This is a genomic window from Paraburkholderia diazotrophica (genome assembly GCF_900108945.1).
GTDB lineage: Bacteria > Pseudomonadota > Gammaproteobacteria > Burkholderiales > Burkholderiaceae > Paraburkholderia > Paraburkholderia diazotrophica.
Genome location: NZ_FNYE01000017.1, coordinates 101,666 through 123,632 on the forward strand (window position 1 = coordinate 101,666; position 21,967 = coordinate 123,632).

A 21,967-nucleotide genomic window follows, 5' to 3' on the forward strand; every position below is an offset into this window, starting at 1 on the left:
ACACCGTGCCGCGCCGCGATGGACATGGCTTTCAGGCCGCGGCGAGATAGTGCAGGCAGCGTCGAACGCGCGGCCCTGAAAAGCGACAGGGCGCGTGTCACTTCACGCGCCCTGTCTGGTACTGCCGCTTTATCTTCTGATCAACCATTCACCGCTTCGCACTCGCGGGTTGCCGGCCTGGTCTTGCGGCGCAGTTCTTCCGTGGTTTCGCCGCCGCCGTCGGGCAGCCAGCCGGGCGGCTGGATCACGTGATTGATCGCGATCCACACGCTCTTCGCCTTCACGACGTCCCGAACCAGCGTCGCCCAGTGCTCGAACTCGACAACGAACGGATTGCGCGACGTGGTCGGCGTGACGAGACCGTAGACGCAGGGCTCGTCGGCGCGTTCTTCGACGTAGGTGCCGAACAGCCGGTCGAAGACGATCAGCACGCCGCCGTAGTTCGCGTCCAGATAATCGACATTCGACGCATGGTGAACGCGGTGCGAGGACGGCGTATTGAACACGTACTCAAGCCAGCCGAGCTTCGGAATCCACGTCGTGTGCAGCCAGAACTGATACAGCAGGTTGATGGAGAGCGTCATCAGCACGACTTCGGGGCGCACGCCGAGCAAGACGAGCGGCGCGAAGAAGATGGTCGAACCCGACACCTTGCCCGTGATGCCGAGACGGTACGAGGTGGACAGCGTCAACTGGTTCGGCGAATGATGCACGGCGTGCGTGGCCCACAAGTAGCGCACACGATGCGACGCGCGGTGATACCAGTAGTAGCAGAATTCCTGGCCGACGAAGAGCGCCAGCACCATCAGCGCGCTGTTGATCTCCATCGTGAAGAGGCGATGGTCCCAGGCGAAGGCGAAAACAGGTGCCGCGAGTGAGAGCGGCAGCATCGCGAGCAGCTTGCGCGCGACCAGATCGACGATCGACAGCCAGACTTCGTGCCATGCAAACGGCGTGACCGTATTGCGGTTCTTGCGGGTGAGCCAGACAGCTTCGATCATCGATACGGCGATGACGAAAGCCAAGACGTACAACGTGAATTTCCCAAGATTTTCCATGACGATGCCATAACGGTTGTGGCGGGAGGTATCGTCTGCGGTGAAGTGGTGGATCAGCACATCGCATCCGATATGCGCACTGTAGTGATGAGCGCCGTCACAGGCTATGCGGAAGTTATTTCACCGTATGTCAGCGGGCGGAGAGCCTTGCGGGGCGGGCGTCGCGGGCGCTTTTGACACGCGCTGGAATGCGCTAAAATTGCGCGGATTTGGGGCGCTGGATGGCGGGTATCGCTCTGAGCCCGGTCGGCGGAAATTCGCGCGTGTGAGTGCGCGTCGTTGACAGGCGGTTGCATCGCCGGCGCATTTGGGCTTCGGATGCAACCGCTGTCGTTCGTCAGATCATTTGGATGTTTCGCGGGCAGTGGCTCGTGAAGCGCGTTGCCTGATTAGCAGCGGCGCCCGCTCACGACGCAGCGGGCGCCTTGACGCGATACGGACCTGCGCGATCACGACATGGGCACGCTCTTCGGGAAGTCCCATTTGCCGTCGAGAACTTCGGGGCGCGGACGATAGAGACGTACCGTGTAGTTCCAGCCGGGTTCGATCGGCAGGCAGTTGTCGCGCTTGCCCTCACATCCGCCGAACTGCACGTCTACCGCGCCGTCGGCGCCCTTCTTCGCGCCGACGCTATTGATCGTGTAGGCGTTCGACGGATTCGGGTCGATGTAGCCCGACGCGTTATAGACCGTGACCGACCAGAAGCCATCGACAGGGACATCGCGTACGTGAAGCTTGTACGGCGTCTTGCCATCGTTCTTCGGCGGCGTGACGGTCAGATAGACGGCATCCTTGTCGGGATTGCCGCCCCAGAGCACGGCTGCCCCGATCAGATGGCGTATCGGCGAAACCTCGCCCTTCCGTCCGAAGGCGTCCCTCGTGTCCGGCACGGTCGAACCGAGGACCCTGAGCGCGTCACGGACCTTCTTGTGGCTGGCGGGGTCCCAATTGGGCACTTCAAACTGGCCCGCGCTACGCTGCTCGACCTTGATTCCATCCTGCAGCGCATGAGCCTGCTTGAGATCCGCGGGATCTGCGGGATTGATCAGCGTTCGGACTGCCGCCAGCACGTAGCGCGTACCGATCTTGTCCTTCGTGAGCGTGTACTTGCCCGCGTCATAGACCACTTCCTGCGCGTAATGATCTTCGTTGATGACGATCATCGAGCGGAAACGCTTGCCCGCGTCGGGAAGTTCGATCGTGACGGGGCCTGCGTCGAGATCGAATACCGCGGTCGAATACAGCGTGTCGCGATTGACGCGCACGACGATCTGCCGGTTCAACGGAGCAAGCTCGCGAAGATGTCCGAAACGCCCAAGGCCGTTCATCTTGACGACTGCGGCAAACTCCATGTCCGACTCAGCACGGACGAAGTTGTCTACGGTCACGGGGACTGTCGGCGTTGAAGATTCGACCGTCTGCGCCGATGCCTGCAAGGCACCGCACACCAGAGTCAGTCCGAGAAAGAAGCGCTGTACGGAAAACATCGGAACTCCTGGAAATTAGGCGAAACGAGAGAAATGCGTGGGCACGCCCGCTCACACTGCGGGGCCAATAAACGGAGATACGTCAGGTAGATTAGTACGGCCGGCGCCGGGCAGACCCCTGCCGTTTTGAGGGGTGGCGAGCCACGCAGACGCAATGGTTGTCTTTCGAGAAGATCGGACATCGATGGCCGCGCCTTCGCACGGACGTAGACAGGATGAGGGTCCCTACCCATGCAGGTCGGCGGGTATCCCCACTTCTTCCTGTCGTCGACCGTGGCAAGAATGTGTACAGCGCCGTTGATACACGTACATCGACGACCGGTAAGGCCGCCCCTGCGGAAGCGGTTTGTGGGCGCGGAAACGCGCGCGACGAGGGACGACCAGAAGCCTGTTGCGCTTTTGAGGGGAGCGATCATGATCAACAGACGTCACGCAGTATTCCTGCTTGGTGCAGTTGCATTCGGCTTTGCTTCGACGCGAGCCAATGCAGGCGAGACAGTACAAGTCACCCTGACATCGACGGCCATTCATCTCGCTACAGACCAGGTCAAGGCGGGAACAGTCACCTTCGAGGTGACCGGTTCACCGGACGGCGACACGACGCATGAACTGGTCGTGCTCAAGACAGAGTTGCCCGACGGTCACCTGCCGGTGCAGAAGGACACAGTAGCGGAAAGCAGGTTCAAGAAAATGGGAGAAGTCGAGGACGTGGCGCCCGGCACGAGCAAGCGGCTTACGTTGAAGCTCGCGCCCGGCCGGTATGTGCTGATCTGCAATCGGCCGGGTCACTACGCGATGGGAATGCACGCCTCGCTGGTCGTCGCGCGCTAGGTATCGGCTCACTGCGCGGGATGCGTTTCGGTTGCAGGTTGCCGGTGCCTTTCGCACCACGCAATCCTTGGCGAACAAAGGCTCGCCCCATCGGCCGATGCCGGATCTAATTGCGGATCGTCTGGATGAACCACTCGCGCGGCAACGCCATGCCGACGCCCTGTCTGACTGCCTCGCGGTACACATGTCCGCCGACGGCCGCGAACTGCACGCCCCAGTTGCCCGCCGTATAGTAAAAGGTGATCTGCTCCGCGCTCGTGCGGCCCGGCGTGCGGCCCGTGATCACATCGCTATAGATGGGCCACCGCTCGTATCCACACGCTCGCCGCGCGAAACGGGCAGCCGTCGCCGTTCGTCAGTGCTGCCGCCGACGAACGCATTCGGGCTTCCCAAAATATGCTTGCTGAAGCGCTCGCTCTCCTCCAACGGCAAGCGCTCACGGCCCTGCGCAATCGCGACGTCGAAGGGCCGCGCGACGCTCGCATCGAACTCGCGCGGCGTCAGCGCGACGACGTGCATCCCCGGTTCGAGCCACGCGGCGTCGAGCACGGGCGACATGCTGTCCGTGCAGGTCGCGACGATGTCCGCGCCGCGCACCGCTTCGTGAGCGCTGTCCACGGCTTCGATGTCGCGATCTGCAACCTGTCCGCCATCGCGCGAGCGAAGCGTCGCCGGTTCTCTTCGCGTCGGCTGTACACGCGCACGTGGCGAATTTCGCGCACGCAGCACAGCGCATCGAGAAACGTTTCGGCCATGCCGCCCGAGCCGATCATGCCGATGGTTTGCGCATCTTCGCGCGCGAGCAGACGCGTGCCGAGCCCCGCAGCGCCGCCGGCGCGCATATGCTGCAAATGCCCATCGTTGATGATCTCGAGCGGCGCGCCGTTCTCGGTACTGAAGAGCATCACGAGCCCGCAATACGTGCCCGGCTCGATGCAGTACTTCTGCTCGCTTCCCACGCGATGCGATTGCGATCCCTGCTGATCAAGGCCACTATCGCGAGGCCACACCATCACGTCCGACTTCAGCCGCACCGCGAGAATGCCGTCCGTCGCGCCATCGACGGAGCCGAAACGGTAGTAGCCGTCGTCGCGCGCGGTCGGCACATAGGTATCGAAGCGCGGGCGGCCGCGCGCAGACGAGCATGCCGGGCGCGGCGACGCCGATCGTCGCGTAGGTCGGCGTGAGCGCGATGATCAGCGAACCGATGCTCATCATCGCCGCCGATACGCTCAGTGCGACGCGACGTCCGTGTCTGTCCGCGAGCGCGCCGATCGCCCAACTGCCGAGCGGCCGCACCACATAGCCGATCGCGGCGACAGCGGCCGCGTTCAGCAGTTGCGCCGTCTGATTGCCGCCCGGAAAAAACGCCTTGCTGAAGTAGATCGAGAAGATCGAGTACGCGAGAAAGTCGTACCACTCGATCACATTGCCCGCGCTGCCGCCGATGATCGAGCGCAGGCGTTCCCGCCGCCCGGCGAGAGAGGTCCGTAGCGACAGATCGTGAGGCGTTGCGGCCATCCTGTGTCCCCTTGCGGCCGCCCGGCCGCTATTGTCTGGTGCCTGGATTGCTGCCTTGCTACTTTCCTGCCGTGTTGCGTGCGATGTTCTTGCGTGTGATGTGCTCGTGTGTGATGTGCTCGCGTGTGATGTCCTCGCGCCGCTAATCTTGAGCCGCGAGCAGGCGCACGAGTTCTGCTGCGTCGGGTTTTTCTTCGGCGTGCATGACCCAGTCCACGATGCGCTGGATCTGCTCGCCTTCGATGCGATGTGCCGCGAGCTTCGTCATCTTGCCGACGATTTCCGCCTCGCTCGCAAAGGCATGCTCGCTGCCGCGCTGCGACTGCACGGTTTCCTCGAGCCGCGCGCCGTCGCGCAGTATCACCTCGACGCTCACCGTATGGCGCGCGCCGTGCCCGCGCGCGGTGATCGACGGGTCTTCGAGCACCTGTACGCGATCGGCCAGCGCCATGCGTCGAGGGTCCGCCACCTTGTCTTCGCTGAACTGGTCGACGAACACGTCACCTTCGAGCAATAGCGTCGCGACGCAGTAGGGCAGGTTCAATTGCGCGGACGTCAACCCCTGTCGCACGTAGCGCCAGCCGACGTGATCGACGGTCACACGCGAGCCATGCACGACGATCGACTCCACGTCGTTCGCGCCGAACGGATGACGCGCCTGCATCGCGCGGATTGCATCGAGCGTCGTGTGATTGCTGCCCACGCGCGAATAGAACTTCAGCGCGATGCAGCCATCGAACTGAATCTGTCCGCGTCCGCGCTGACGCGACGCATCAAGCGGCTCGAAGAAGCGCTCGACCTGATGCTCTTCGAGCGAACGACGCGCACGGTCGCGCTCACGTCATCGGGCGAACTGCTCTTGCCGCGCGCGCAAAGCGTGCTGCGCGTAACTCGACGCATCGTTGCAGCTCGTCACGGAGGCCACGCGCATTCGCGCGGGTCAATTGACGATTGCGTGCATTCCCACTGTCGTGAAGTTCCTGCTGCCGAAGATCGTGAGCAGCTATCACCGCAAGCGGCCTGAAGTGCGGCTGAAATTGATCGAAGCCGATCTTTCGACAGTCGCGCGTCGCGTCGCCGATGGAGACGCGGAATTCGGCATCGCGTTTCTCGTCAACGAAACGCCGGAACTCGCAATCGACGAGTTGCTAGTGGACCCGTATGTATTGGCGTGCCCCGCCGATCATCCGCTCGCGAAAAGCGAGCACGTCGCATGGCGAGAATTGAGACCGTGGCCTTTGATCGTGTCGGGCACGACGAGCGGCAATCACCGGATGCTCGATGCCGCATTGCGCGACATTGACTGGCGCCCGGATCGGCTGATCGAGATCGAGCATCTGACGACGTCGCTCGGACTCGTCGAAGCCGGACTCGGCATCTCGATCATTCCGCGTTGCGCGGCGCCGCGCGATGCGCAATCGAGAATCGCGATCCGTCTGCTCGTCGAGCCGACGGTTGCACGCACAATCGGTTTGATCCGCCGACGCGATGCGACGTTGCCAGCCGTCGCGCGCGATTTTCGTCTGACGTTGCGCAGAATGGCGCCGCTCGATCCGGCGTGGATGCAGCCCGAGTGACTGCTTCTGGTTAAGGGGCAGGAACGCGCGTGCCGCACGGTATCTGCGTAGCGAGTCGCGCAAAATCACCGAGATGAAGCACATTTGGCACTACCGCTGTGCATCGTGTCGGTAATTCTGGTTCCCCAAATAATTTTTGCTGCGCAACAAGCCAAACAGCGCAATACTGATTCGCCCGCTCCTTTTCGCGGGTTCTTCACTGATGGATGGCCCGCTCAAGCGGGCCATTTCCCGCAGTAGATTGACTCACGTGAAACGGCAATCAGTCATGGAACTTTGCGACGAGTGCTCCACGCTTCAGGGATGCTCCGCTGACAGGATCAGGGAAGAAGGGCTAACGCTGATCGGTGTCGGCGAATGCGAAGGCGTAGTGGCGATCGAGCACTACCGTTGCGAAAAGTGCCGCGCGCTGCTGGTTCGGCAACTCTGCGGATGTTCGGCTGAGCAGGTCTGGACAGCGTTTTCCTAGTTTGCGGGCCAGCTCTTCAACACGGCCGCCACCAGTTGACGAAGTTGCCGACGCGTAGCGCCTCCTCTCGCCTGAACGGCCAGGCCCTGAATAAACGTCGATACGAAAACGGCCGCATCGTGACTGGTCATACCCTCCGGAAGCGGCCCCGCCTGCTTCACTGACTCGAAGCGCTCGCGCAGACGCCGCTCAAAAGCATTGCGGCTCTCCAACAATTCATCGCTCAGCGGGCGCGCGTCCGCGCTGCATGCAAGCGCGGCAAACGTCACAAGACACCCTGAAGGCGTGTTCTTCCCGGTGTGAAGCACGACTATTCCTTCGAGCAGAGATTCGGCGATCAACCTGGGGGTCGGATGCGCCAACGCATGCTCACGAAACGCCAGATGGTTGTCGTGATATCGGTCGACCACCCGCCGAAAGAGCCCCTCCTTGCTTTCGAACGCCTTGTATAAACTGGACTTCGTGAGCCCCGTCGCCTCCTGGAGATCCGCTAGCGACGCGGCGTCATAGCCCTTCTCCCAAAAGACGTGCAGGGCCTTCTCTAAAACATGATCTTCGTCGAACTCTCGCGGGCGTGCCATTTCAGTTTCCTCTGACAGACGAATATTGTAGACCAAACGGTTTACAACGGAGGATTGCCTCGCTGGCGTGCGAGATCCGCCGGCTCAGCACAACTGCACTCGTTCGATGAAACCGAACGACCCCGTGAGTCCCTTCGAACGACATTCGGAACCAGCTGGTCCATAATTCGCTCAATCGTCACGGCTGTGACGTCAACCATGGAGCTGATCATGTCGCAAGGTTTTGAAGGAACCCGTGTCGCAGTCGTCTATCACAGCGGTTATGGGCACACGAAGAAAGTTGCAGAAGCAGTCGCCCGAGGGGCAGCCAGCGTCGAAGGGACCGAGAGTCTGCTGATCGGCGTGGAGGATATCGATCGACATTGGAGCACCCTCGAAAAGATGGACGGAATCATCTTCGGCGCTCCCACGTATATGGGCAGCGCGTCCGCGGAATTCAAAAAGTTCATGGACGCGACTTCCCGCAATGTCTTCGCAAAGGGAAGCAAATGGGCCGACAAGGTCGCAGCCGGCTTCACCAATGCGGCATCGCGTTCCGGCGACAAACTGGCGACGCTTCAGCAGATTGCGATTTTCGCTGCGCAGCATCGGATGCACTGGGTGAACCTTGGCCTGCCGCCCGGACACAATCATTCGCAGTCGACGGAAGACACGTTGAACCGGCACGGCTTTTTCCTCGGCGCCGCTGCGCAATCGAATGCGGACGAGAGTGCCGACGTTACGCCGCCCGACGCGGATTTGCGCACCGCAGAATTTCTCGGCGCCCGCGTCGCTGAAGTGGCCTCGCAACTTGCCGCAGGCCGCGCAGTGTTGAACGCTGCCGACGCGACAGCGTAAAGATCAATCAAGATTAAGGAGCCTCGCCATGACTCAGAACATTTCATTCATTGTCCATCTGCCCGGCAAGCCCGAGACACGCGAAGAACTTTACTCGAGCCTCATCAAGGTGCTCGACGAAATGTCGAATGAACCGGATTTCGTCAACACATATCTGCATCGATCCGCAGATGATCCCGACACGCTCGTGCTTTATGAAACGTGGGCGTGCAGCGCGCAGTACTTCATCGACCATCATCTGAAGAAGTCATACCGGGTCGACTATGAAAACAAGCTCAAAGGCCTTCTGAAGTCCGACCGGAGGTTCGAGTGGCTCGACCTTGTCAAAGGCTACGAGCGTAAAGGCATGTAAGTTTTCCTTGAAGCTCTATAACCAGAAGCCGGCCCGGTTTCGCAAGGCCGCTTCTGGCAATCATCCCGTTGCGTGCTCACGGCCGCTCACGCCCGGAATGGCGTTCGCATCACAGATAATCGGACACCACGGAAGCAAGAATCATCCGGTCATGGTTGGCCGGAAAGAAGGACGGACTCACGCGAGGCCGAAACACAGCGTCGCCACACCAGATCGGCATGCCGGTCAGCACGCAAAAGGCGTCCACACGTGCAAGTCCTATTCGCCATACCTGATCCGCATAGTGACCCGACCGCGGATCGCTCCAACATACGCTGAGCGACTTCGACGACAGTCGCTCGAGAATAGAAACATGCGAACGTGGCGGTTCGAGATCGACCGGTTTGAAGACCTCTTTTGATGGTCGCCGCCTCGAACGCAACTTCTTCCTCGGAACATACCGCGCCCCAATCGCCGCTTCGAGCGTGCGAGGCTCCGGCATCAATATGCCGACTAGCGCGCGTCGAACGATGTCGTTATCAGCTTGGCTGTTCATCCATTCGGCTCCGTCCCTAAGATTCACGGCGTATTGTGAACCCTTTGGTCCATAATGTAAACGCCGACCCTGCTGAATACGGCTCTTGCTTGCAGCACTGCGCATGAAGTCGATTCTCACGAGATCATGTTCGAGAATCCAGAACGTTTCCTTCGATACCCACGTATGTACTTCTGAACCGACAGGTCCATAATCTTTGCGAGACGCGACGATGCGAACATCGCGTGCGCGGAGTCGTAGCAGCGAACGCTGCTGCGGATTATCACTAACACCGATGCTTCATTCGGTGCTTCTATTCGACAGGAACGGTCATGGAGAAGCTGACAAGCAAGCGCGCAAAGGTGAACGGAGTAACGCTGCACTACGTTACGGCGGGAAATCCCTCCGGCCCCGTGGTCCTCGCGATGCACGGATGGCCTCAGAACCACAGGGAGTTCATTCCCATCATTGATGCACTGGGCAAGGAATATCGGTTCATTGCCCCAGACCTGCGTGGGTACGCGGACAGCGACAAGCCATTCTCCGGCTACGAGCCGAAAACGATCGCTCAGGACATGCTCGAACTGCTCGAAGTGGAAAGCATCGACCGCTTTCACATTTTCAGCCACGATCTCGGCGGTCCGCCGTCGTTGGCGCTCGCATACATGGCTGGCGATCGCGCTATTTCCCTGTCCACGATCGAGACGCCGTTCTTCGGACTCGACTTTCCCGGATATGTCGATCCGCGCGTGCCGTACTGGCATCTCGGCATGCATATGAACATGGATATCACGCGCTTTCTTGTGGAGGGACGGGAGGAGCAATATCTGCGCCATTTCTTCCGGGACTTCGCATACAACCCTCAGGCAATGCCAGAAGAGGAAGTGGCGCTTTATGTCATGCAGATGAAGCAGCCTGGAAATCTTCGTGCGAGTCTCAACCACTACGGCTACATTCCTCAAATGGCCGAGCAGACAGCAGAGCTCACAAAAGAAAAGCTAAAAATACCGATGCTTGCGTGGGGCGGAAGCCACTCCTTCGGCTCGCACTGCTTCGATAGCGCGAATGCCATCTCTGTCAATGCGAGTGGCGGCGTGATCGAAGAATGCGGCCATTGGGTCTTCGAGGAGAAGACGCAATTCATCTCCGAAGAGCTTCATGTATTCTGGAAACGCACCGGCCGGGAGCAAGCATGACTTTGCAGCCGGAAGCAGGCGACGCACGGCCATTCGGTATAACCCGTGTCGACCACACTGGCATAACCGTTTCGTCGCTTAAAGACTCCCTCGATTTCTGGGTGGGCACTCTTGGATTTCAGCATCTCTATACATGGGATTTCAAGAACGATGCATTTATCGAGAATCTGGTCGGGTTGAAGGTGCTTCGCTGAGCCTTGCGATGGTCGAAGGTCACGGACACAAGATCGAACTGTTGCAGTACTACTCGCCCGCCAACCGGAAGACCGTCGACCCGCGTGCCTGCGATGCAGGCTTTATCCACATTGCAATGTATGTGGATGACATCGACGCGCTGCTTGAACGGATCAAGGAAGGAGGATGGCTGCCCGTCGGGCCGCCACAACGCGTCGAAGGCGTCGAACGCGACGGTTTGAGGCTTGTCTATGTCCGGGGTCCGGACGGGGTGACGCTCGAGTTCCTGCAGCCGCCAGCACGTAAAAAATTCACGGTTGGGTCCGAGTCGACGTTCGAGGTAGGTTGATACTGACAAACCTCAAATAGTGCTCGCGACAAGGTCGCGAGCACTTTCGTTTTCAAGCTTTGAAAACGATCAAGGCCTGGATGCTTTTCGCAGTACTCCATCGCAATTGCTCTGCATTACGCAGCCTCCTGTTACAACAGCAGGACGCTGAAGGCCTCTTCCCAAAGAGCCACTTTGCGCATTGATTTTCCCCCTCCAAAGGGCGGGGGACTGAAAAAAATAAAAGCCGTAGGATGCGTACTCCCCCTCGCAGGAGATGTCGCAATGTCTTTCTCATGTGACTCGTATCCCTGTCGAACTAGCGGTCCTCAGCGGTCCATCACGCGCTCAAGTGCCGTATCGCCGCTCGATCCGTTCCTGTGGCCTTGCAAAGAAGGTGCCGGGAACAGTTGAGCACTATCGGCGATGGCTCAATACATCAACAAAATTCGTCGGCGCCGATTGATCGCGTCACTCGATACGCGACATTGCCATCTTGTCTTGCAAGTCCGCTGCGGCGGTGATGAAGCAGTTATCACTTTTGAAAACGTGGAGGAGATGCGCTTGCCGAATTCAATACACACCCCTTGATCCGCGCTCGACGGTTCGATCCAGCATGCGCTTCTGATCCGATCGACGGCACGATTTCTACTCACCGCATTCGTCTTTTGCAACCTTGTTTGTCGAGACTGCAAGACGCAACGACGGTGACGTTCATTCTGACTTTCACGGAGTACTGCACTACTGCAGTTTGAACATGGCTCGACCCAGAATCCAATTTGATATTTCGGCGGACGAACGTGAGCAACTCCTCGCGATGGTCCACACGCAAGACCACCCTCCCTCATGGAGACTTCGTGCGAAGATCCTGCTGATGGCCGCTGATGGTCATTCGAACAATGCGATCAGCAGCGAGTGTTCGATAACATCGGCGGCCGTAACGTACTGGAAGAGGCGATTCCTCGCGGGCGGACTTCATGGGCTGATCAACGGGTCCGTCGACGGCCGCTACGATCTCCTTCCGAACAAGGAGGCGTTGCAAATCGAGCAGGTGTGTAACGCATGGATCAGCGCTCACTACACACGCGGCGAATCCAGCTAATCCGAAGACAGGAATGGGTTGCTGTGGATGGTGACCCATTCCGCGTATCGCAGCAATCGGATGACCTACGGTATCAGTCTGCGGCGTGACGCCATAGCACTCGATAAACAGTGCGCGCGAGTGGCGCGACGTCTGCGGGCACGATAAACATTCCAACTTTGCATCTTCGGTCCCAGCGTGCGTGTCGCAGACAACCGCGTCACGCAGTTTGCCGAGTTGCTCAAGCGCGAAGCGGCCAACCTGTCGCGCGCGTTAGGGCAACAGGCCGCTCGGGTTTCAGCTTCTTCCCTGCTCAGGCGACGGTCGGCGCTTCTGCAACGCTGTCGAGCGCCGACTGCTGACGAAACGCAGCACCCGCATGTCGCGCAGGCAGTCTGTCGCCCGCATTGAACAGCTTGTGACGCAACGAGCCGTCCGCATAAGCCGTCTTGTAGATGCCGCGATCCTGCAACTCGGGTACGACGAGGTCGACGAAATCGACGTAGCTTTCGGGCACGACGGTACGGCTGAGATTGAAACCGTCGACGTCCGCCTCGTCGACCCATTGCTGGAGTTCGTCGGCGATCTGCGCGGGCGTGCCGACGATTGCCGGATAGCGCCCGCCCAGCGCGAACATATCGAGCAGCTTGCGACGCGTCCAGCCGTGCGCCTTCGCCGTGCGAGCCGCCGATTCGATCGCGTTGCCGGGCGCGTAGTCGATCGGCTCGTCGAGATCGTACTGTGCATAGTCGATCCCGGTACTCGCGGCGAAGTGCGCAAGACCCGCCTCGCGGCTCGCGTAGTGCAGATAGTCCGCGTGCTTGTCGCGCGCTTCGGCTTGCGTCGCGCCCGGCACGACAGCGGCGCCGACGAATACCTTCACGTCGTCCGGACGGCGTCCCGCCTTCACGAGTTCCTCGCGTAATGCGCGCACCGTTGCGCGCCCAACTTCCCTGTTCGGCGGCGAGATGAAAACGCATTCCGCGTGACGCGCGGCAAAGCGCTGTCCACGTCCGGAGCTACCCGCCTGAAACAACACAGGCGTGCGTTGCGGCGACGGTTCCGCGAGGTGATAGCCTTCCACGTTGTAGTACCGCCCCGCATGCCGCACGCGATGCACCTTGTCAGGCCGCGCATAGACGCGCGCCGCCTTGTCGCGAAGCACGGCATCATCTTCCCAGCTGCCTTCCCACAGCTTGTAGAGCACGTCGAGATACTCGTCCGCGCGATCGTAGCGTTCGTCGTGCGGCAGTTGCGCGGCGCGCCCCATCGCACGCGCGGCGCTGTCGAGATAGCCCGTGACGATGTTCCATCCGATCCGCCCTTGCGTCAGATGATCGAGCGTCGAGAAGCGCCGCGCGAGCAGATACGGCTCCTCATACGTGAGATTCACGGTCACGCCGAACGACAGATGCTGCGTGACGGCGGCCATCGCCGGAACGAGCAGCGTCGGATCGTTGACGGGCAACTGGATCGACTCCTTGAGCGTGACATCGACGTTGCGCCTGTATACGTCGTACACGCCGACGATATCCGCAAGAAAGAGCCCGTCGAACAGCCCGCGTTCGAGCACGCACGCGAGGTCCGTCCAATACGACAGCAGGCGGTAATCCGATGAGCGGTCCCGCGGATGCGTCCACAAGCCATGATTGATGTGCCCGACGCAGTTCATGTTGAACGCGTTGAGCAGGATTTCTTTTTTCGCCATCACAATGCTCCGTGTCGCGGCGGCAGCTTGCCGTTCAGATAGAAGTTGCCGATCGCGTGGTATTTCCAGCGCACGGGATCATGCAGCGTGTGCGTGCGCGCATTGCGCCAGAAACGGTCGAGGCCGAGATCGTCGAGCGTCGCGGCCGTGCCCGCCAGTTCGAAGAGCCGCGAGCCCGCATCGAGCGAAGCCGTGGTCGTCGCGGCCCGCGCCTCGGCGACGGCAATCGACGCTTGCGCAACCGACTGCTCATCGGGCGCAGCCTGCGCCGCATCGACGATACGGCCCGCGCGTCTCAGCAACGCTTCGGCCGCGCGCAGCCGCACGGCCATGTCGCCGAACTGCGCGATGGTCAGCGGATCGTCGGTTGCGCGCGCCACGTTCGCATCGATCCACGGCCGCGATTGCTCGCGCACGAAGTCGAGCGCGGCGACAAACGCGCCGCGCGCCTGGCCGAGGTCAATCGCCGCGTGCATGATCTGCGCGACGGGACCGATCGTCGTGGGCCGCTCGAACGACGATTGAAACGGCACCACCCATTCGGGCTCGACGTGCACATGTTCGAACGTGACGGAACCACTGCCCGTCACGCGTTGGCCGAAGCCGTCCCAGTCGTCCGTCACGGTCACGCCGTCTGCATCGCGCGGCACGAACGCGAGCCGCGTTACGTCGGCGCCCTCTTCTTCAGTGACCACGAGCGTGGGAATCCAGTGCGCGTACAACGCACCCGTGCAATAGAACTTGCGGCCGTCGATATGCCAGCCATCGCGTGCACGCGTGAGCCGCGTGCGACGCTTGAAATCCTTGTGGCCGATTTCGGCGAGCGCGTTGCCAAAGCGTTCGCCCGCAAGCGCACGGTCGTAGAAGAAGCGCTGCTGTTCGGCGCTGCCGCCGACGCGCAGCACTTCGAGCGCATAGAAGTGGTTCTGCGGAATCTGGCCGAGCGATCCGTCCGCAGCCGAAATGGTCGCGATCACTTCAGCGAGCGTGCCCGTGCCGACACCCGCGCCGCCATGAGCGCGCGGCACGGTGATCGCCCACAGGCCGCTCGCGACGAATGCATCGAGTTCGGACCACGGCAACCGCCGCTCGCGGTCGCGCAGCGCCGCATCGGGCGCGAACTCGCGAGCGAGCCGCCGCGCGACTTCGAGCGCGTGTGCATCGTCGACGATCGAATCGGGCACACGTAGCGGCTTGCGCTGCAAAAGCGGTGGCCGCGATTCAACGTAGGCGTCCTGCGCAGGCGAGAGGTCGATCGTCATCGTTCAGTTCCATGAATGCCGCGTAGGCAGCACGTGATTCAAGTGATAGTTGCCGAGCAGATGCAGCTTCCAGCGCACGGGATCATGCAGCGTGTGCGTGCGCGCATTGCGCCAGTGCCGGTCGAGATTGTGCGCGGCACGCGTCGCCGATGAGCCCGCCAGTTCGAAGAGCTTTTCGCTGGCTTCGAGTGCGATGCGCGTCGTCAGCACTTTCGCTTCCGCGACGGCCACCGAAGCGCGTGCGCTCGCTTCATCGTCGAGCGGCGCGGCGGCGATCTCATCGAGCGTGCGGCCTGCTTCGAGCAGCACCTCGTGCGCCGCGTGCAGATCGATTTCGAGGCGCCCCACGTCGGCGATGATGTACGGATCGTCGCTGGCGCGCTCTACGCCTGAATCGATCCACGGGCGCGAACGCTCGCGCACGAACGCGAGCGCGTCGGCGATGGCCGCCTGCGCGATGCCCTGATCGATGGCGGCCTGGATCAGTTGCGACGTCGGGCCATACAGGCCGGGCCGATTCGCCAGCTGCCAGACGGGCAGCACGTCGTCGTGATCGATGGGAACGTTGTCGAAGAGCACGGTACCGCTCGCGGTCGTGCGCTGACCGAACGAGGTCCAGTCATCGACGACTGTGAGGCCGGGCGCATTGCGCGGAACCCAGACCTGCACGGGGCGCCCTTCGTCGTCCGTTGCGCGCGCCGGCACGCGATGCGCGAAGAGCGCACCCGTTGAATAGAAGCGGCGGCCGACGAGACGCAATCCGTTCGGCGTTTTTTGCAAACGCGTCGTGCCCTGCAAGATGGTATTCGCCGCCGATGAGCGTCGCTCCGGGCCCGCGTTGCCAAGCCGCTGGCCGGCCAGCACCTCACCGTAGAAGCGCGCCTTCTGCCCGGGTGAGCCGGCTTCGCGCAACAGGCCGAGTACACCGAAGTGATTCTGCGGAATCTGCCCGAGCGCCGGGTCCGCTTCGCAGAGGATCACGAACACTTCGGCGAGCGTCGCATACGACACGTCGGCGCCTCCGTATTCGCGCGGCACAGTGATCGCGCCGAGTCCGCTTTTCGACCACAGGTCCAGTTCATCCCACGGAAGCACGCGATCGCGGTCGCGCTGCGCGGCTCCCTCCGCGAATGTCGAGGCGAGCTTGTGCGCAGCGGCGAGTGCTTCTGCGTCGTCGGCAATGCGATGTACTTCGTCGGGATCGAGCGGCCGCGCAATGCGGTCGCCGTTTGGGAGGCTTTCGATATCTGGCATGGCGTTCTGATTGAGCGACTAGAGCGCCCGCCATGCGTGCCCGCCCTCCTGCTACATCGCAGATAAAGAGCCGCACAGCGGGTCCAGACATCCATTGAACCAGCGCCTTGCGTTACCGCCTACCAGCAATTTCAGGAATGCTTATCCGCGTTCGCGAATTTGTTTTGAAGCGGCTGTCGTTGAACGGTCGAGCCTTGCAGAGCACGACGCGAACGTCAGTGCTGCACGCCCCAGCGCCGCACCGTCACGCGTTCTAGCGTATCGAACACCAGATGCTCGACGAGCAAACCGATCGCGATGACGGCAACGAGGCCCGCAAACACGCGATCGGTGTAAAGCTCGTTGCGGTTCTGAAAGATGTACCACCCGAGTCCGCCCTGCCCCGCGCTCGCGCCGAAGACCAGTTCCGCCGCGATCAGCGTGCGCCACGCGAAGGCCCAGCCGACGCGTAATCCCGCCACGATCGACGGCAACGCGGCTGGCACGAGAATCAGCAGCACCTGGCGCAGCCCCTTGAGGCCGTAGTTGCGTCCCGTCATCCTCAACGTCTCCGGCACGCCGAGAAAGCCCGTGTACATGCTGAGCGCGAGCGGCCACAACACGGCATGAACCAGCACGAACAGCAGGCTTCCCGTACCGAGGCCGAACCAGAGCAACGCGATCGGCAGCAGTGCGATAGACGGCAGCGGATTGAACATCGCGGTGAGCATCGACAGCAGATCGCGGCCGATGCGCGTCGATACCGCGAGCGACGTCAGCGCGAACGCGAGCAGCGCGCCGATCGCATAGCCGCGCAGCAGCACCGATAGCGAAATCGCCGTCTTCGAAAGCAGTTCGCCCGACGCGATGCCCTGCACGAACGCCGTCAGCGTCGCGCCGAACGTTGGCAGCAACAGGTCGTTGGCGATTGCGCGGGCGGTGACTTCCCACACGGCGATCAGCACCGCCGCGATGAGCATGCGCCGGCACCACGCGGCATCCCATACGCGCCGAAGCGGCGGCACGGGCGTTGTCTCAGTCAGCGTGCCCGGTGCATCGAGCGGCCGCTCGTACTCGGGACGCACGGGCGGAACGAGGCCGGTTCTACCCGGCGTAACGGGCGTGCTCATGCGTGCTCCTCCTGCGGCGTCAGCGCATCCGTATCGAACAGCAGGCGATGAATGCGCGCGACGCTTTGCTGGAAGTCATGTCGCCCGATGCTGTCGCCGATGCTTTGCAGCGAATACTGGTGGCTGTTCAGCTCGGCACGCACGCGGCCCGGATGCGGCGACAACAGCAAAATGCGATTGCCGACGATCAACGCTTCCTCGATCGAATGCGTGACGAAAAGCAGCGTGAAGCGCGCGTCATCCCATAGCCGCAGCAGTTCTTCCTGCATCTTGCGGCGCGTGAGCGCGTCGAGCGCGGCGAACGGCTCGTCCATCAGCAGGACGCGCGGCTGCATCGCGAGCGCGCGCGCAATCGCCACGCGCTGCTTCATGCCGCCCGATAGCGTGTGCGGATAGGCATCGGCGAAATTTGCGAGGCCCACCTTGTCGAGATAGTGCAGCGCGCGTTCCTTTGCTTGCGAGCGCGAGCAGCCGCGCGCGACCCGCAGCGGAAACGCGACGTTCTCGACCACGGTTTTCCACGGCGGCAACTGATCGAATTCCTGGAACACGACGACGCGATCCGCGCCGGGTCCACGCACGCGCTCTCCATCGAGCGTGATGGTTCCGGACACAGGCTCGATGAATCCGGCGATGGCCTTCAGCAAGGTCGACTTGCCGCAACCTGAAGGACCCAGCAGCACGAAACGGTCCGCTCCGTACACGTCGAAGCTGACGTCGCGAGTCGCGCGCACAATCCGCTCGCGCGTGCGGTATTCGAGGCTCACGCGATCGACGGCGAGCAGGCGCTCGCTGTACACGGTGCCGCTTTGATCCGCAGCGGCTGCATTCGAGGCGGCTCGCGCATCCCGCGAGTCCGCCGTTGCGGTTCGCTGCGATGCGCGCGGCGCGATCCAGTCTTGTGTCGTGGTAGCGTTCACGATGACAACTCCAGCAGACAAAACGACAACATACGGGCAAGCTCGCGCGGCACCAACCAACGAATGCGCATATTCAAAGTAGCCGTCCGCATAAGCATCGAAAGCGATGCCGCAGCAAGGCGCATGCGCCGCTCGCGCATGACGGTCAGCTTCCGCCCGCCGTCGCGGGATCGTCGAAGAAGTAGTCGCGCCAGGACTTCGGCTCGTTGCGGATTGCACCGACGCGATACATGAACTGCGCAAGCCCGAATGTGTTCTGTGGCGCGATCTTGAACTGCACTTGCGGATCACGAAGAATTTTCAGCAGCAGCGCACGGTCGATCTTCGAGTCGTTGACGCGAATGTAGATTTCGGCGGCCAGCTCGGGGTTCGTCGAGACCAGATGCGCGGCTTGCGCGAGCGCGGCCACGAACGCGTGATAAGTCTTCGGATTGTCGTTGCGGAATTTCTCGGTCGCGTAAAGCACGGTCGCCGAACTCGGGCCGCCGAGCACATCGTACGAGTTCAGCACGATATGGGCTTTCGGGTTCTGCGCCAGTTCCTGCTGCTGGAACGGCGGATTGCCGAAGTGCGCGGTGATCACGCTGCTGTTCGCAATGATCGCAGCCGTCGCGTCCGGGTGCGGAATGGCCTGCGTGAAGCCGTCGATTCGGTCGAACGCCTTGTCGCCCCATTGCTTCGCGGCCGCATACTGCAACACGCGCGATTGCACCGACACACCGACGGCGGGCACCGCGATACGGTCCTTGCTCGTGAAATCGGCGATCCGCAGTTTGCAACTCTTCCCGATAATTTCTCCATACAGGCCAATAATTCTCAAAAATCGTTGTTTTGGCGCGCTTCCAGACCTTCTTTCGACACAACTCGCGGAGAAGGACGGGTAAGCGACGTGGGCGTCGCAGGAGAGCTTGATTTGCCGGCCCAGATTGCTAGTCTGTAGACTATGAATCTACAGGAGAGCTGCGAGATGCTAGGGACCAGACATGGTGGTCATCGACTGCACTCGGCATGACGACGTGGCACCGCTGAATCTCCCCCATCGTTCCCTTTTTTGTCCGAGCCAGATGAGCGCGGGGTACCGTACGGGCCGTACTACAAGCCTATCTTGCGCGCGGGCTGTGACTCACACGCCAGCAGAGATGCCATCTGGTATTGCCCTAAGGTCGGCCGGGTAGTGCATTGCCTCGGGACCGGCGCATACGAGCTTTCTATGCTTCTAACAGTTGACGCCTCGGTACTCGACTTCCGTGAAGAGTATCCATGGCTCTCGATAGACCTGCTCGAGGCAATACACACGAACCCCAACATTGATATCAAATGGCGGGATATCCCTTGCATGGACTTTGTCGTCACTATGCGGTCAGACCGACCAGACGTATTCAGACATGTCATCATCTCTCATAAGATGGAACACCATCAGCGTCGCGACAACGTCCGAGAGCAATTGCTCTGGGAAAAAGGTGAGGCTCAAGGGATGGGTTGGGGATACTGCGTGTTTTCGCGGGGCGAACGATGGGAGTTTGAAGTTTCGACAGCGTCCTATCTTATCTCCCTGATAGAGGGAGTCGCTCTGAATGATTGCCACGAACACGCGCGTGCTGTAGCGAGTCTAATAAAGAGGAAGAATCGGCAGCAGCCACTTGACCGACTCCTCGACTCGGTCTCGAAGTTCGTTCCATGCGACCTGAACTATTCCTACGCGATGTTCGCCGCGTCGGTTTGTCTCGGATTCCCGATTCTCTTTCTGCGATTGCTTGCACTAACGAGCTGGAACTTTCCGGGTGAGCCGTCAGCTGTGAACCGGTCGCCAGGAAGTAGCCGGTCTGGAACCTCACTAGACAGGTACCGGCCCAACAGGTTTGCCACGGAAGGCGAAGAAATTCACCAACAGGATTCGGCGTTTCCTGCGCGTACCCAGCTACGGTGACAGATGTCATGAACACGGCGACACAAACCTTCACGAGCAACGCTTTCAGGTACCAAGGGGGTCTGGTCACGGCGACCTCTGCATGACAGCGAAATCAGCTTGGGCTTGCGCCAGATTGTGATGCGCAGCCTCGAGCGCTCCCTTCGACGTGTTCTGGCGAGCCAGAATTTCGTTTCGTACGGTCTGGAGATGTGTGGCCCCATCCCGGAGTTGTTGTTCGAGCTTCGCGCGCATCGACGCTATCTTGGCATTCACCGAGCTGACGTCTTGCGGGGTAGGAGTGACATTGTTCGACGGAACGAATTTCTGCTCGATTGACCGCCTCCACGCCACCAGATTGTTCGTCAAGCCAGCGCCGAATCCGGGAATCCCACCGATGGCCGAAACAGAGATGTCGGCAGCAGTTTCAATGCCAAAAGATGCCAGCGTCTGTTTGCGTTGTTCCCCTACACCTGCAATCTTGGCACCTCGGATAAGGTGGCGGCCACTACGCAGGCGGACACGGTTCCTCTCACAAAGGTGGGCATTACAAGAATGCTCGTACCGGTGACCACTACGAAAAGAGAAGTTAGTCCGCGTTTGCAAGAATCTAGCAGCAGGAATCGTCGCGGAATATGAAGTGTCTCTGATGTGCCTAACGAAACGGTCGTTGTCCCTTCGCGTGACTATCGCTATCCGTTCTGCCGGCAGGACAAAAGGTCCTGCCGGCTCTCTCCTAAAGTCAGCGTTGCTGATGTCTCCGCACCCATTGCCGTCGCCGGCATAGCGACAGGCGCACTCTTCGTCATCCTCTTGCCTACCCTCTTCACGGTTGCGCTTTCCGCCACAGCCTTTTTGGCCGCGGCCTTCTTCGCCGGCGCTTTCTTCGCGACCGCCTCGGCCTTCTTCACTGCACCTTTCTTGGCAACTGCCTTCTTCGTTGCAGGCTTCTTCGTCGCCACTTTCTTCGCCGCCGCCTTCTCGGCTGCAACGGCATTCGGCTCCACCGCGCCCTCACCCGCCCCTGCAATCAGGAATGCGCTTCGGTCCTTGGCACCAGCCAGCCATGCCGGCGCCGGGCCGCGTCCGCTCCAGGTTGCGCCGGTCTTCGGGTCAAGATATTTCGCCGGCTGAGGCCCGCGGACGTAGGCGCCATCTTTTGCAGCCGTCGTCTTTGCGGCAGGCGCCGATACTGCGGAGCTGCCGTCAATCAAGAACCTGGTGCGGTCCTTTGCGCTTGCAATCCATCGAGGCGGACGGGCATGACCGCTCCATGTGGCGCCAGTCTTAGGGTCACGGTATTTTGGTGGCAATTTGCCCGTCGCCGTTGCCTTGCCAGAGGCTTTGGCTGCAGTTTTTGATTTGGTCGCAGCCCCCACATTGACTGCCGGGCTGCCGTTGCCATCAATCAAGAATTTGGTTCTGTCCTTCGCATTTGCAATCCAGGCCGGCGCGCGCCCATGCCCGGTCCACGTCGCGCCCGTTTTCGGGTCCTGATACTTCGCCGCGCCCGTTGCGGGCCTGCTTGCAACCTTAACGCCCGGCTTCCGGCCACGCTTTTTGCCACCAAGGTGCGCTTCGATATCCGCAGTCGTCAGACCGTGACGCTCCATGATGTCGCGAATCTTCGCGATGACAGTTGACGATTCGTTCCTTGCAATCAATTCGGCCTGCGCCTGCAGCTTTGCGATTTTTGCTTGCAGGTTTTCGAGCGTAGCCATTATTCCCCTTTTTTTGATGGTAGCCGCACTATGCCACACCGACTCGCCGTTCGCGACGCCGACGAACAATATTATTGAAGA

General features: G+C 61.0%; 23 protein-coding genes and 3 pseudogenes. 9 read left to right on the forward strand and 17 right to left on the reverse strand.

Annotated features, from left to right (window positions below; genetic code table 11):
- Window positions 1-140: 140 nt before the first annotated feature.
- Window positions 141-1,058, reverse strand: coding sequence for a sterol desaturase family protein (locus BMW76_RS21705; RefSeq protein ID WP_090868789.1), 918 nt, complete (start codon window positions 1,056-1,058; stop codon window positions 141-143).
- A 449-nt stretch (window positions 1,059-1,507) separates the two neighbouring features.
- Entirely contained in the window at window positions 1,508-2,545 is a 1,038-nt protein-coding gene (locus BMW76_RS21710) for a DUF1254 domain-containing protein (protein WP_090868790.1), read from the reverse strand.
- A 414-nt stretch (window positions 2,546-2,959) separates the two neighbouring features.
- Between BMW76_RS21710 and BMW76_RS21715 the strand changes: the two genes are divergently transcribed.
- Entirely contained in the window at window positions 2,960-3,376 is a 417-nt protein-coding gene (locus BMW76_RS21715; RefSeq protein ID WP_090868881.1) for a plastocyanin/azurin family copper-binding protein, read from the forward strand.
- Between the two features lie 106 nt (window positions 3,377-3,482).
- On the opposite strand, the gene BMW76_RS21720 is transcribed toward BMW76_RS21715, so the two are convergent.
- From BMW76_RS21720 to BMW76_RS21735, 5 genes and pseudogenes are all read right to left on the reverse strand, one after another.
- Window positions 3,483-3,662 carry a hypothetical protein gene (locus tag BMW76_RS21720; RefSeq protein ID WP_090868792.1) on the reverse strand — a complete coding sequence of 60 codons (180 nt, stop codon included), beginning with the start codon at window positions 3,660-3,662 and terminating at the stop codon, window positions 3,483-3,485.
- Complete coding sequence (locus BMW76_RS41220; protein ID WP_177200444.1) at window positions 3,659-3,994, reverse strand: hypothetical protein; 336 nt, start codon at window positions 3,992-3,994, stop codon at window positions 3,659-3,661. Before BMW76_RS41220 ends, BMW76_RS21720 begins: the two co-directional genes overlap by 4 nt.
- Complete coding sequence (locus tag BMW76_RS41225; protein ID WP_177200445.1) at window positions 3,877-4,482, reverse strand: hypothetical protein; 606 nt, start codon at window positions 4,480-4,482, stop codon at window positions 3,877-3,879. Before BMW76_RS41225 ends, BMW76_RS41220 begins: the two co-directional genes overlap by 118 nt.
- Window positions 4,483-4,504: 22 nt before the next feature.
- Window positions 4,505-4,897: pseudogene (locus tag BMW76_RS21730) on the reverse strand (MFS transporter); the annotation flags it as partial.
- A gap of 142 nt (window positions 4,898-5,039) precedes the next feature.
- The gene (locus tag BMW76_RS21735; RefSeq protein ID WP_245763299.1) at window positions 5,040-5,600 is read right to left on the reverse strand and encodes an MmgE/PrpD family protein; all 561 of its coding nucleotides are present in this window, start codon (window positions 5,598-5,600) and stop codon (window positions 5,040-5,042) included.
- Here BMW76_RS21735 and BMW76_RS41900 point away from each other — a divergent pair.
- Together BMW76_RS41900 and BMW76_RS21740 are read left to right on the forward strand one after the other, a co-directional pair.
- A pseudogene (locus BMW76_RS41900) lies at window positions 5,547-5,690 on the forward strand (winged helix-turn-helix transcriptional regulator); the annotation flags it as partial. The gene BMW76_RS21735 and the pseudogene BMW76_RS41900 sit on opposite strands and share 54 nt — an antisense overlap.
- 109 nt (window positions 5,691-5,799) lie before the next feature.
- Window positions 5,800-6,474, forward strand: a complete 675-nt coding sequence (locus tag BMW76_RS21740) for a LysR substrate-binding domain-containing protein (protein WP_245763300.1) — start codon at window positions 5,800-5,802, stop codon at window positions 6,472-6,474.
- A 465-nt stretch (window positions 6,475-6,939) separates the two neighbouring features.
- On the opposite strand, the gene BMW76_RS21750 is transcribed toward BMW76_RS21740, so the two are convergent.
- Window positions 6,940-7,524: a TetR/AcrR family transcriptional regulator gene (locus BMW76_RS21750; RefSeq protein ID WP_090868798.1), complete on the reverse strand. Its 585-nt coding sequence runs from the start codon at window positions 7,522-7,524 to the stop codon at window positions 6,940-6,942.
- Between the two features lie 210 nt (window positions 7,525-7,734).
- Between BMW76_RS21750 and BMW76_RS21755 the strand changes: the two genes are divergently transcribed.
- Both BMW76_RS21755 and BMW76_RS21760 read left to right on the forward strand, forming a co-directional pair.
- Window positions 7,735-8,361 carry a flavodoxin family protein gene (locus tag BMW76_RS21755; RefSeq protein ID WP_090868883.1) on the forward strand — a complete coding sequence of 209 codons (627 nt, stop codon included), beginning with the start codon at window positions 7,735-7,737 and terminating at the stop codon, window positions 8,359-8,361.
- Window positions 8,362-8,389: 28 nt separating this feature from the next.
- Window positions 8,390-8,713 carry a putative quinol monooxygenase gene (locus tag BMW76_RS21760; protein WP_090868800.1) on the forward strand — a complete coding sequence of 108 codons (324 nt, stop codon included), beginning with the start codon at window positions 8,390-8,392 and terminating at the stop codon, window positions 8,711-8,713.
- A gap of 109 nt (window positions 8,714-8,822) precedes the next feature.
- Here the strand turns inward: BMW76_RS21760 and BMW76_RS21765 are convergent, their stop codons facing one another.
- Window positions 8,823-9,248 (reverse strand): DUF3331 domain-containing protein, encoded by a 426-nt coding sequence (locus BMW76_RS21765; protein WP_177200446.1) that lies wholly within the window; start codon window positions 9,246-9,248, stop codon window positions 8,823-8,825.
- Between the two features lie 311 nt (window positions 9,249-9,559).
- Here BMW76_RS21765 and BMW76_RS21770 point away from each other — a divergent pair, with 311 nt between their 5' ends.
- From BMW76_RS21770 to BMW76_RS21780, 4 genes are all read left to right on the forward strand, one after another.
- Entirely contained in the window at window positions 9,560-10,423 is an 864-nt protein-coding gene (locus tag BMW76_RS21770; RefSeq protein WP_090868802.1) for an alpha/beta fold hydrolase, read from the forward strand.
- Complete coding sequence (locus tag BMW76_RS41230) at window positions 10,420-10,617, forward strand: VOC family protein (protein ID WP_177200447.1); 198 nt, start codon at window positions 10,420-10,422, stop codon at window positions 10,615-10,617. Before BMW76_RS21770 ends, BMW76_RS41230 begins: the two co-directional genes overlap by 4 nt.
- Window positions 10,557-10,946: a VOC family protein gene (locus BMW76_RS21775; RefSeq protein WP_090868804.1), complete on the forward strand. Its 390-nt coding sequence runs from the start codon at window positions 10,557-10,559 to the stop codon at window positions 10,944-10,946. The genes BMW76_RS41230 and BMW76_RS21775 overlap by 61 nt, the downstream gene beginning before the upstream one ends.
- 736 nt (window positions 10,947-11,682) lie before the next feature.
- Window positions 11,683-12,027: a helix-turn-helix domain-containing protein gene (locus BMW76_RS21780; protein ID WP_090868806.1), complete on the forward strand. Its 345-nt coding sequence runs from the start codon at window positions 11,683-11,685 to the stop codon at window positions 12,025-12,027.
- Between the two features lie 292 nt (window positions 12,028-12,319).
- Here BMW76_RS21780 and BMW76_RS21790 read toward each other — a convergent pair whose 3' ends face one another.
- The 8 genes and pseudogenes from BMW76_RS21790 to BMW76_RS21830 all read right to left on the reverse strand — a co-directional run bounded on the left by BMW76_RS21790 (window position 12,320) and on the right by BMW76_RS21830 (window position 21,886).
- Entirely contained in the window at window positions 12,320-13,714 is a 1,395-nt protein-coding gene (locus BMW76_RS21790; protein WP_090868810.1) for an LLM class flavin-dependent oxidoreductase, read from the reverse strand.
- Window positions 13,714-14,976, reverse strand: coding sequence for an SfnB family sulfur acquisition oxidoreductase (locus tag BMW76_RS21795; protein ID WP_090868812.1), 1,263 nt, complete (start codon window positions 14,974-14,976; stop codon window positions 13,714-13,716). Before BMW76_RS21795 ends, BMW76_RS21790 begins: the two co-directional genes overlap by 1 nt.
- A gap of 3 nt (window positions 14,977-14,979) precedes the next feature.
- The gene (locus BMW76_RS21800) at window positions 14,980-16,230 is read right to left on the reverse strand and encodes an SfnB family sulfur acquisition oxidoreductase (RefSeq protein ID WP_090868814.1); all 1,251 of its coding nucleotides are present in this window, start codon (window positions 16,228-16,230) and stop codon (window positions 14,980-14,982) included.
- A gap of 215 nt (window positions 16,231-16,445) precedes the next feature.
- On the reverse strand, window positions 16,446-17,339 hold the full coding sequence (locus BMW76_RS21805) for an ABC transporter permease (RefSeq protein WP_090868816.1): 894 nt from the start codon (window positions 17,337-17,339) through the stop codon (window positions 16,446-16,448).
- Window positions 17,336-18,259 carry an ABC transporter ATP-binding protein gene (locus BMW76_RS21810; protein ID WP_090868817.1) on the reverse strand — a complete coding sequence of 308 codons (924 nt, stop codon included), beginning with the start codon at window positions 18,257-18,259 and terminating at the stop codon, window positions 17,336-17,338. The genes BMW76_RS21805 and BMW76_RS21810 overlap by 4 nt, the downstream gene beginning before the upstream one ends.
- Before the next feature lie 145 nt (window positions 18,260-18,404).
- Window positions 18,405-19,025, reverse strand: a pseudogene (locus BMW76_RS21815) (ABC transporter substrate-binding protein); the annotation flags it as partial.
- A 1,227-nt stretch (window positions 19,026-20,252) separates the two neighbouring features.
- Window positions 20,253-20,534 (reverse strand): molecular chaperone, encoded by a 282-nt coding sequence (locus BMW76_RS21825; protein ID WP_177200449.1) that lies wholly within the window; start codon window positions 20,532-20,534, stop codon window positions 20,253-20,255.
- Window positions 20,535-20,857: 323 nt separating this feature from the next.
- Entirely contained in the window at window positions 20,858-21,886 is a 1,029-nt protein-coding gene (locus tag BMW76_RS21830; RefSeq protein WP_090868887.1) for an H-NS family nucleoid-associated regulatory protein, read from the reverse strand.
- Window positions 21,887-21,967 lie beyond the last annotated feature (81 nt).

Excerpts from the sequence above, each read along its gene's own strand:
- BMW76_RS21775 (WP_090868804.1), top strand. The coding sequence starts at position 10,557 with ATGGGATTTCAAGAACGATGCATTTATCGAGAATCTGGTCGGGTTGAA.
- BMW76_RS21715 (WP_090868881.1), top strand. The coding sequence starts at position 2,960 with ATGATCAACAGACGTCACGCAGTATTCCTGCTTGGTGCAGTTGCATTC.
- BMW76_RS21750 (WP_090868798.1), bottom strand. The coding sequence starts at position 7,524 with ATGGCACGCCCGCGAGAGTTCGACGAAGATCATGTTTTAGAGAAGGCC.
- BMW76_RS21830 (WP_090868887.1), bottom strand. The coding sequence starts at position 21,886 with ATGGCTACGCTCGAAAACCTGCAAGCAAAAATCGCAAAGCTGCAGGCG.
- BMW76_RS21770 (WP_090868802.1), top strand. The coding sequence starts at position 9,560 with ATGGAGAAGCTGACAAGCAAGCGCGCAAAGGTGAACGGAGTAACGCTG.
- BMW76_RS21755 (WP_090868883.1), top strand. The coding sequence starts at position 7,735 with ATGTCGCAAGGTTTTGAAGGAACCCGTGTCGCAGTCGTCTATCACAGC.
- BMW76_RS21705 (WP_090868789.1), bottom strand. The coding sequence starts at position 1,058 with ATGGAAAATCTTGGGAAATTCACGTTGTACGTCTTGGCTTTCGTCATC.
- BMW76_RS21710 (WP_090868790.1), bottom strand. The coding sequence starts at position 2,545 with ATGTTTTCCGTACAGCGCTTCTTTCTCGGACTGACTCTGGTGTGCGGT.
- BMW76_RS21765 (WP_177200446.1), bottom strand. The coding sequence starts at position 9,248 with ATGAACAGCCAAGCTGATAACGACATCGTTCGACGCGCGCTAGTCGGC.
- BMW76_RS21780 (WP_090868806.1), top strand. The coding sequence starts at position 11,683 with ATGGCTCGACCCAGAATCCAATTTGATATTTCGGCGGACGAACGTGAG.
- BMW76_RS21800 (WP_090868814.1), bottom strand. The coding sequence starts at position 16,230 with ATGCCAGATATCGAAAGCCTCCCAAACGGCGACCGCATTGCGCGGCCG.
- BMW76_RS21760 (WP_090868800.1), top strand. The coding sequence starts at position 8,390 with ATGACTCAGAACATTTCATTCATTGTCCATCTGCCCGGCAAGCCCGAG.
- BMW76_RS21795 (WP_090868812.1), bottom strand. The coding sequence starts at position 14,976 with ATGACGATCGACCTCTCGCCTGCGCAGGACGCCTACGTTGAATCGCGG.
- BMW76_RS21790 (WP_090868810.1), bottom strand. The coding sequence starts at position 13,714 with ATGGCGAAAAAAGAAATCCTGCTCAACGCGTTCAACATGAACTGCGTC.
- BMW76_RS41230 (WP_177200447.1), top strand. The coding sequence starts at position 10,420 with ATGACTTTGCAGCCGGAAGCAGGCGACGCACGGCCATTCGGTATAACC.
- BMW76_RS21805 (WP_090868816.1), bottom strand. The coding sequence starts at position 17,339 with ATGAGCACGCCCGTTACGCCGGGTAGAACCGGCCTCGTTCCGCCCGTG.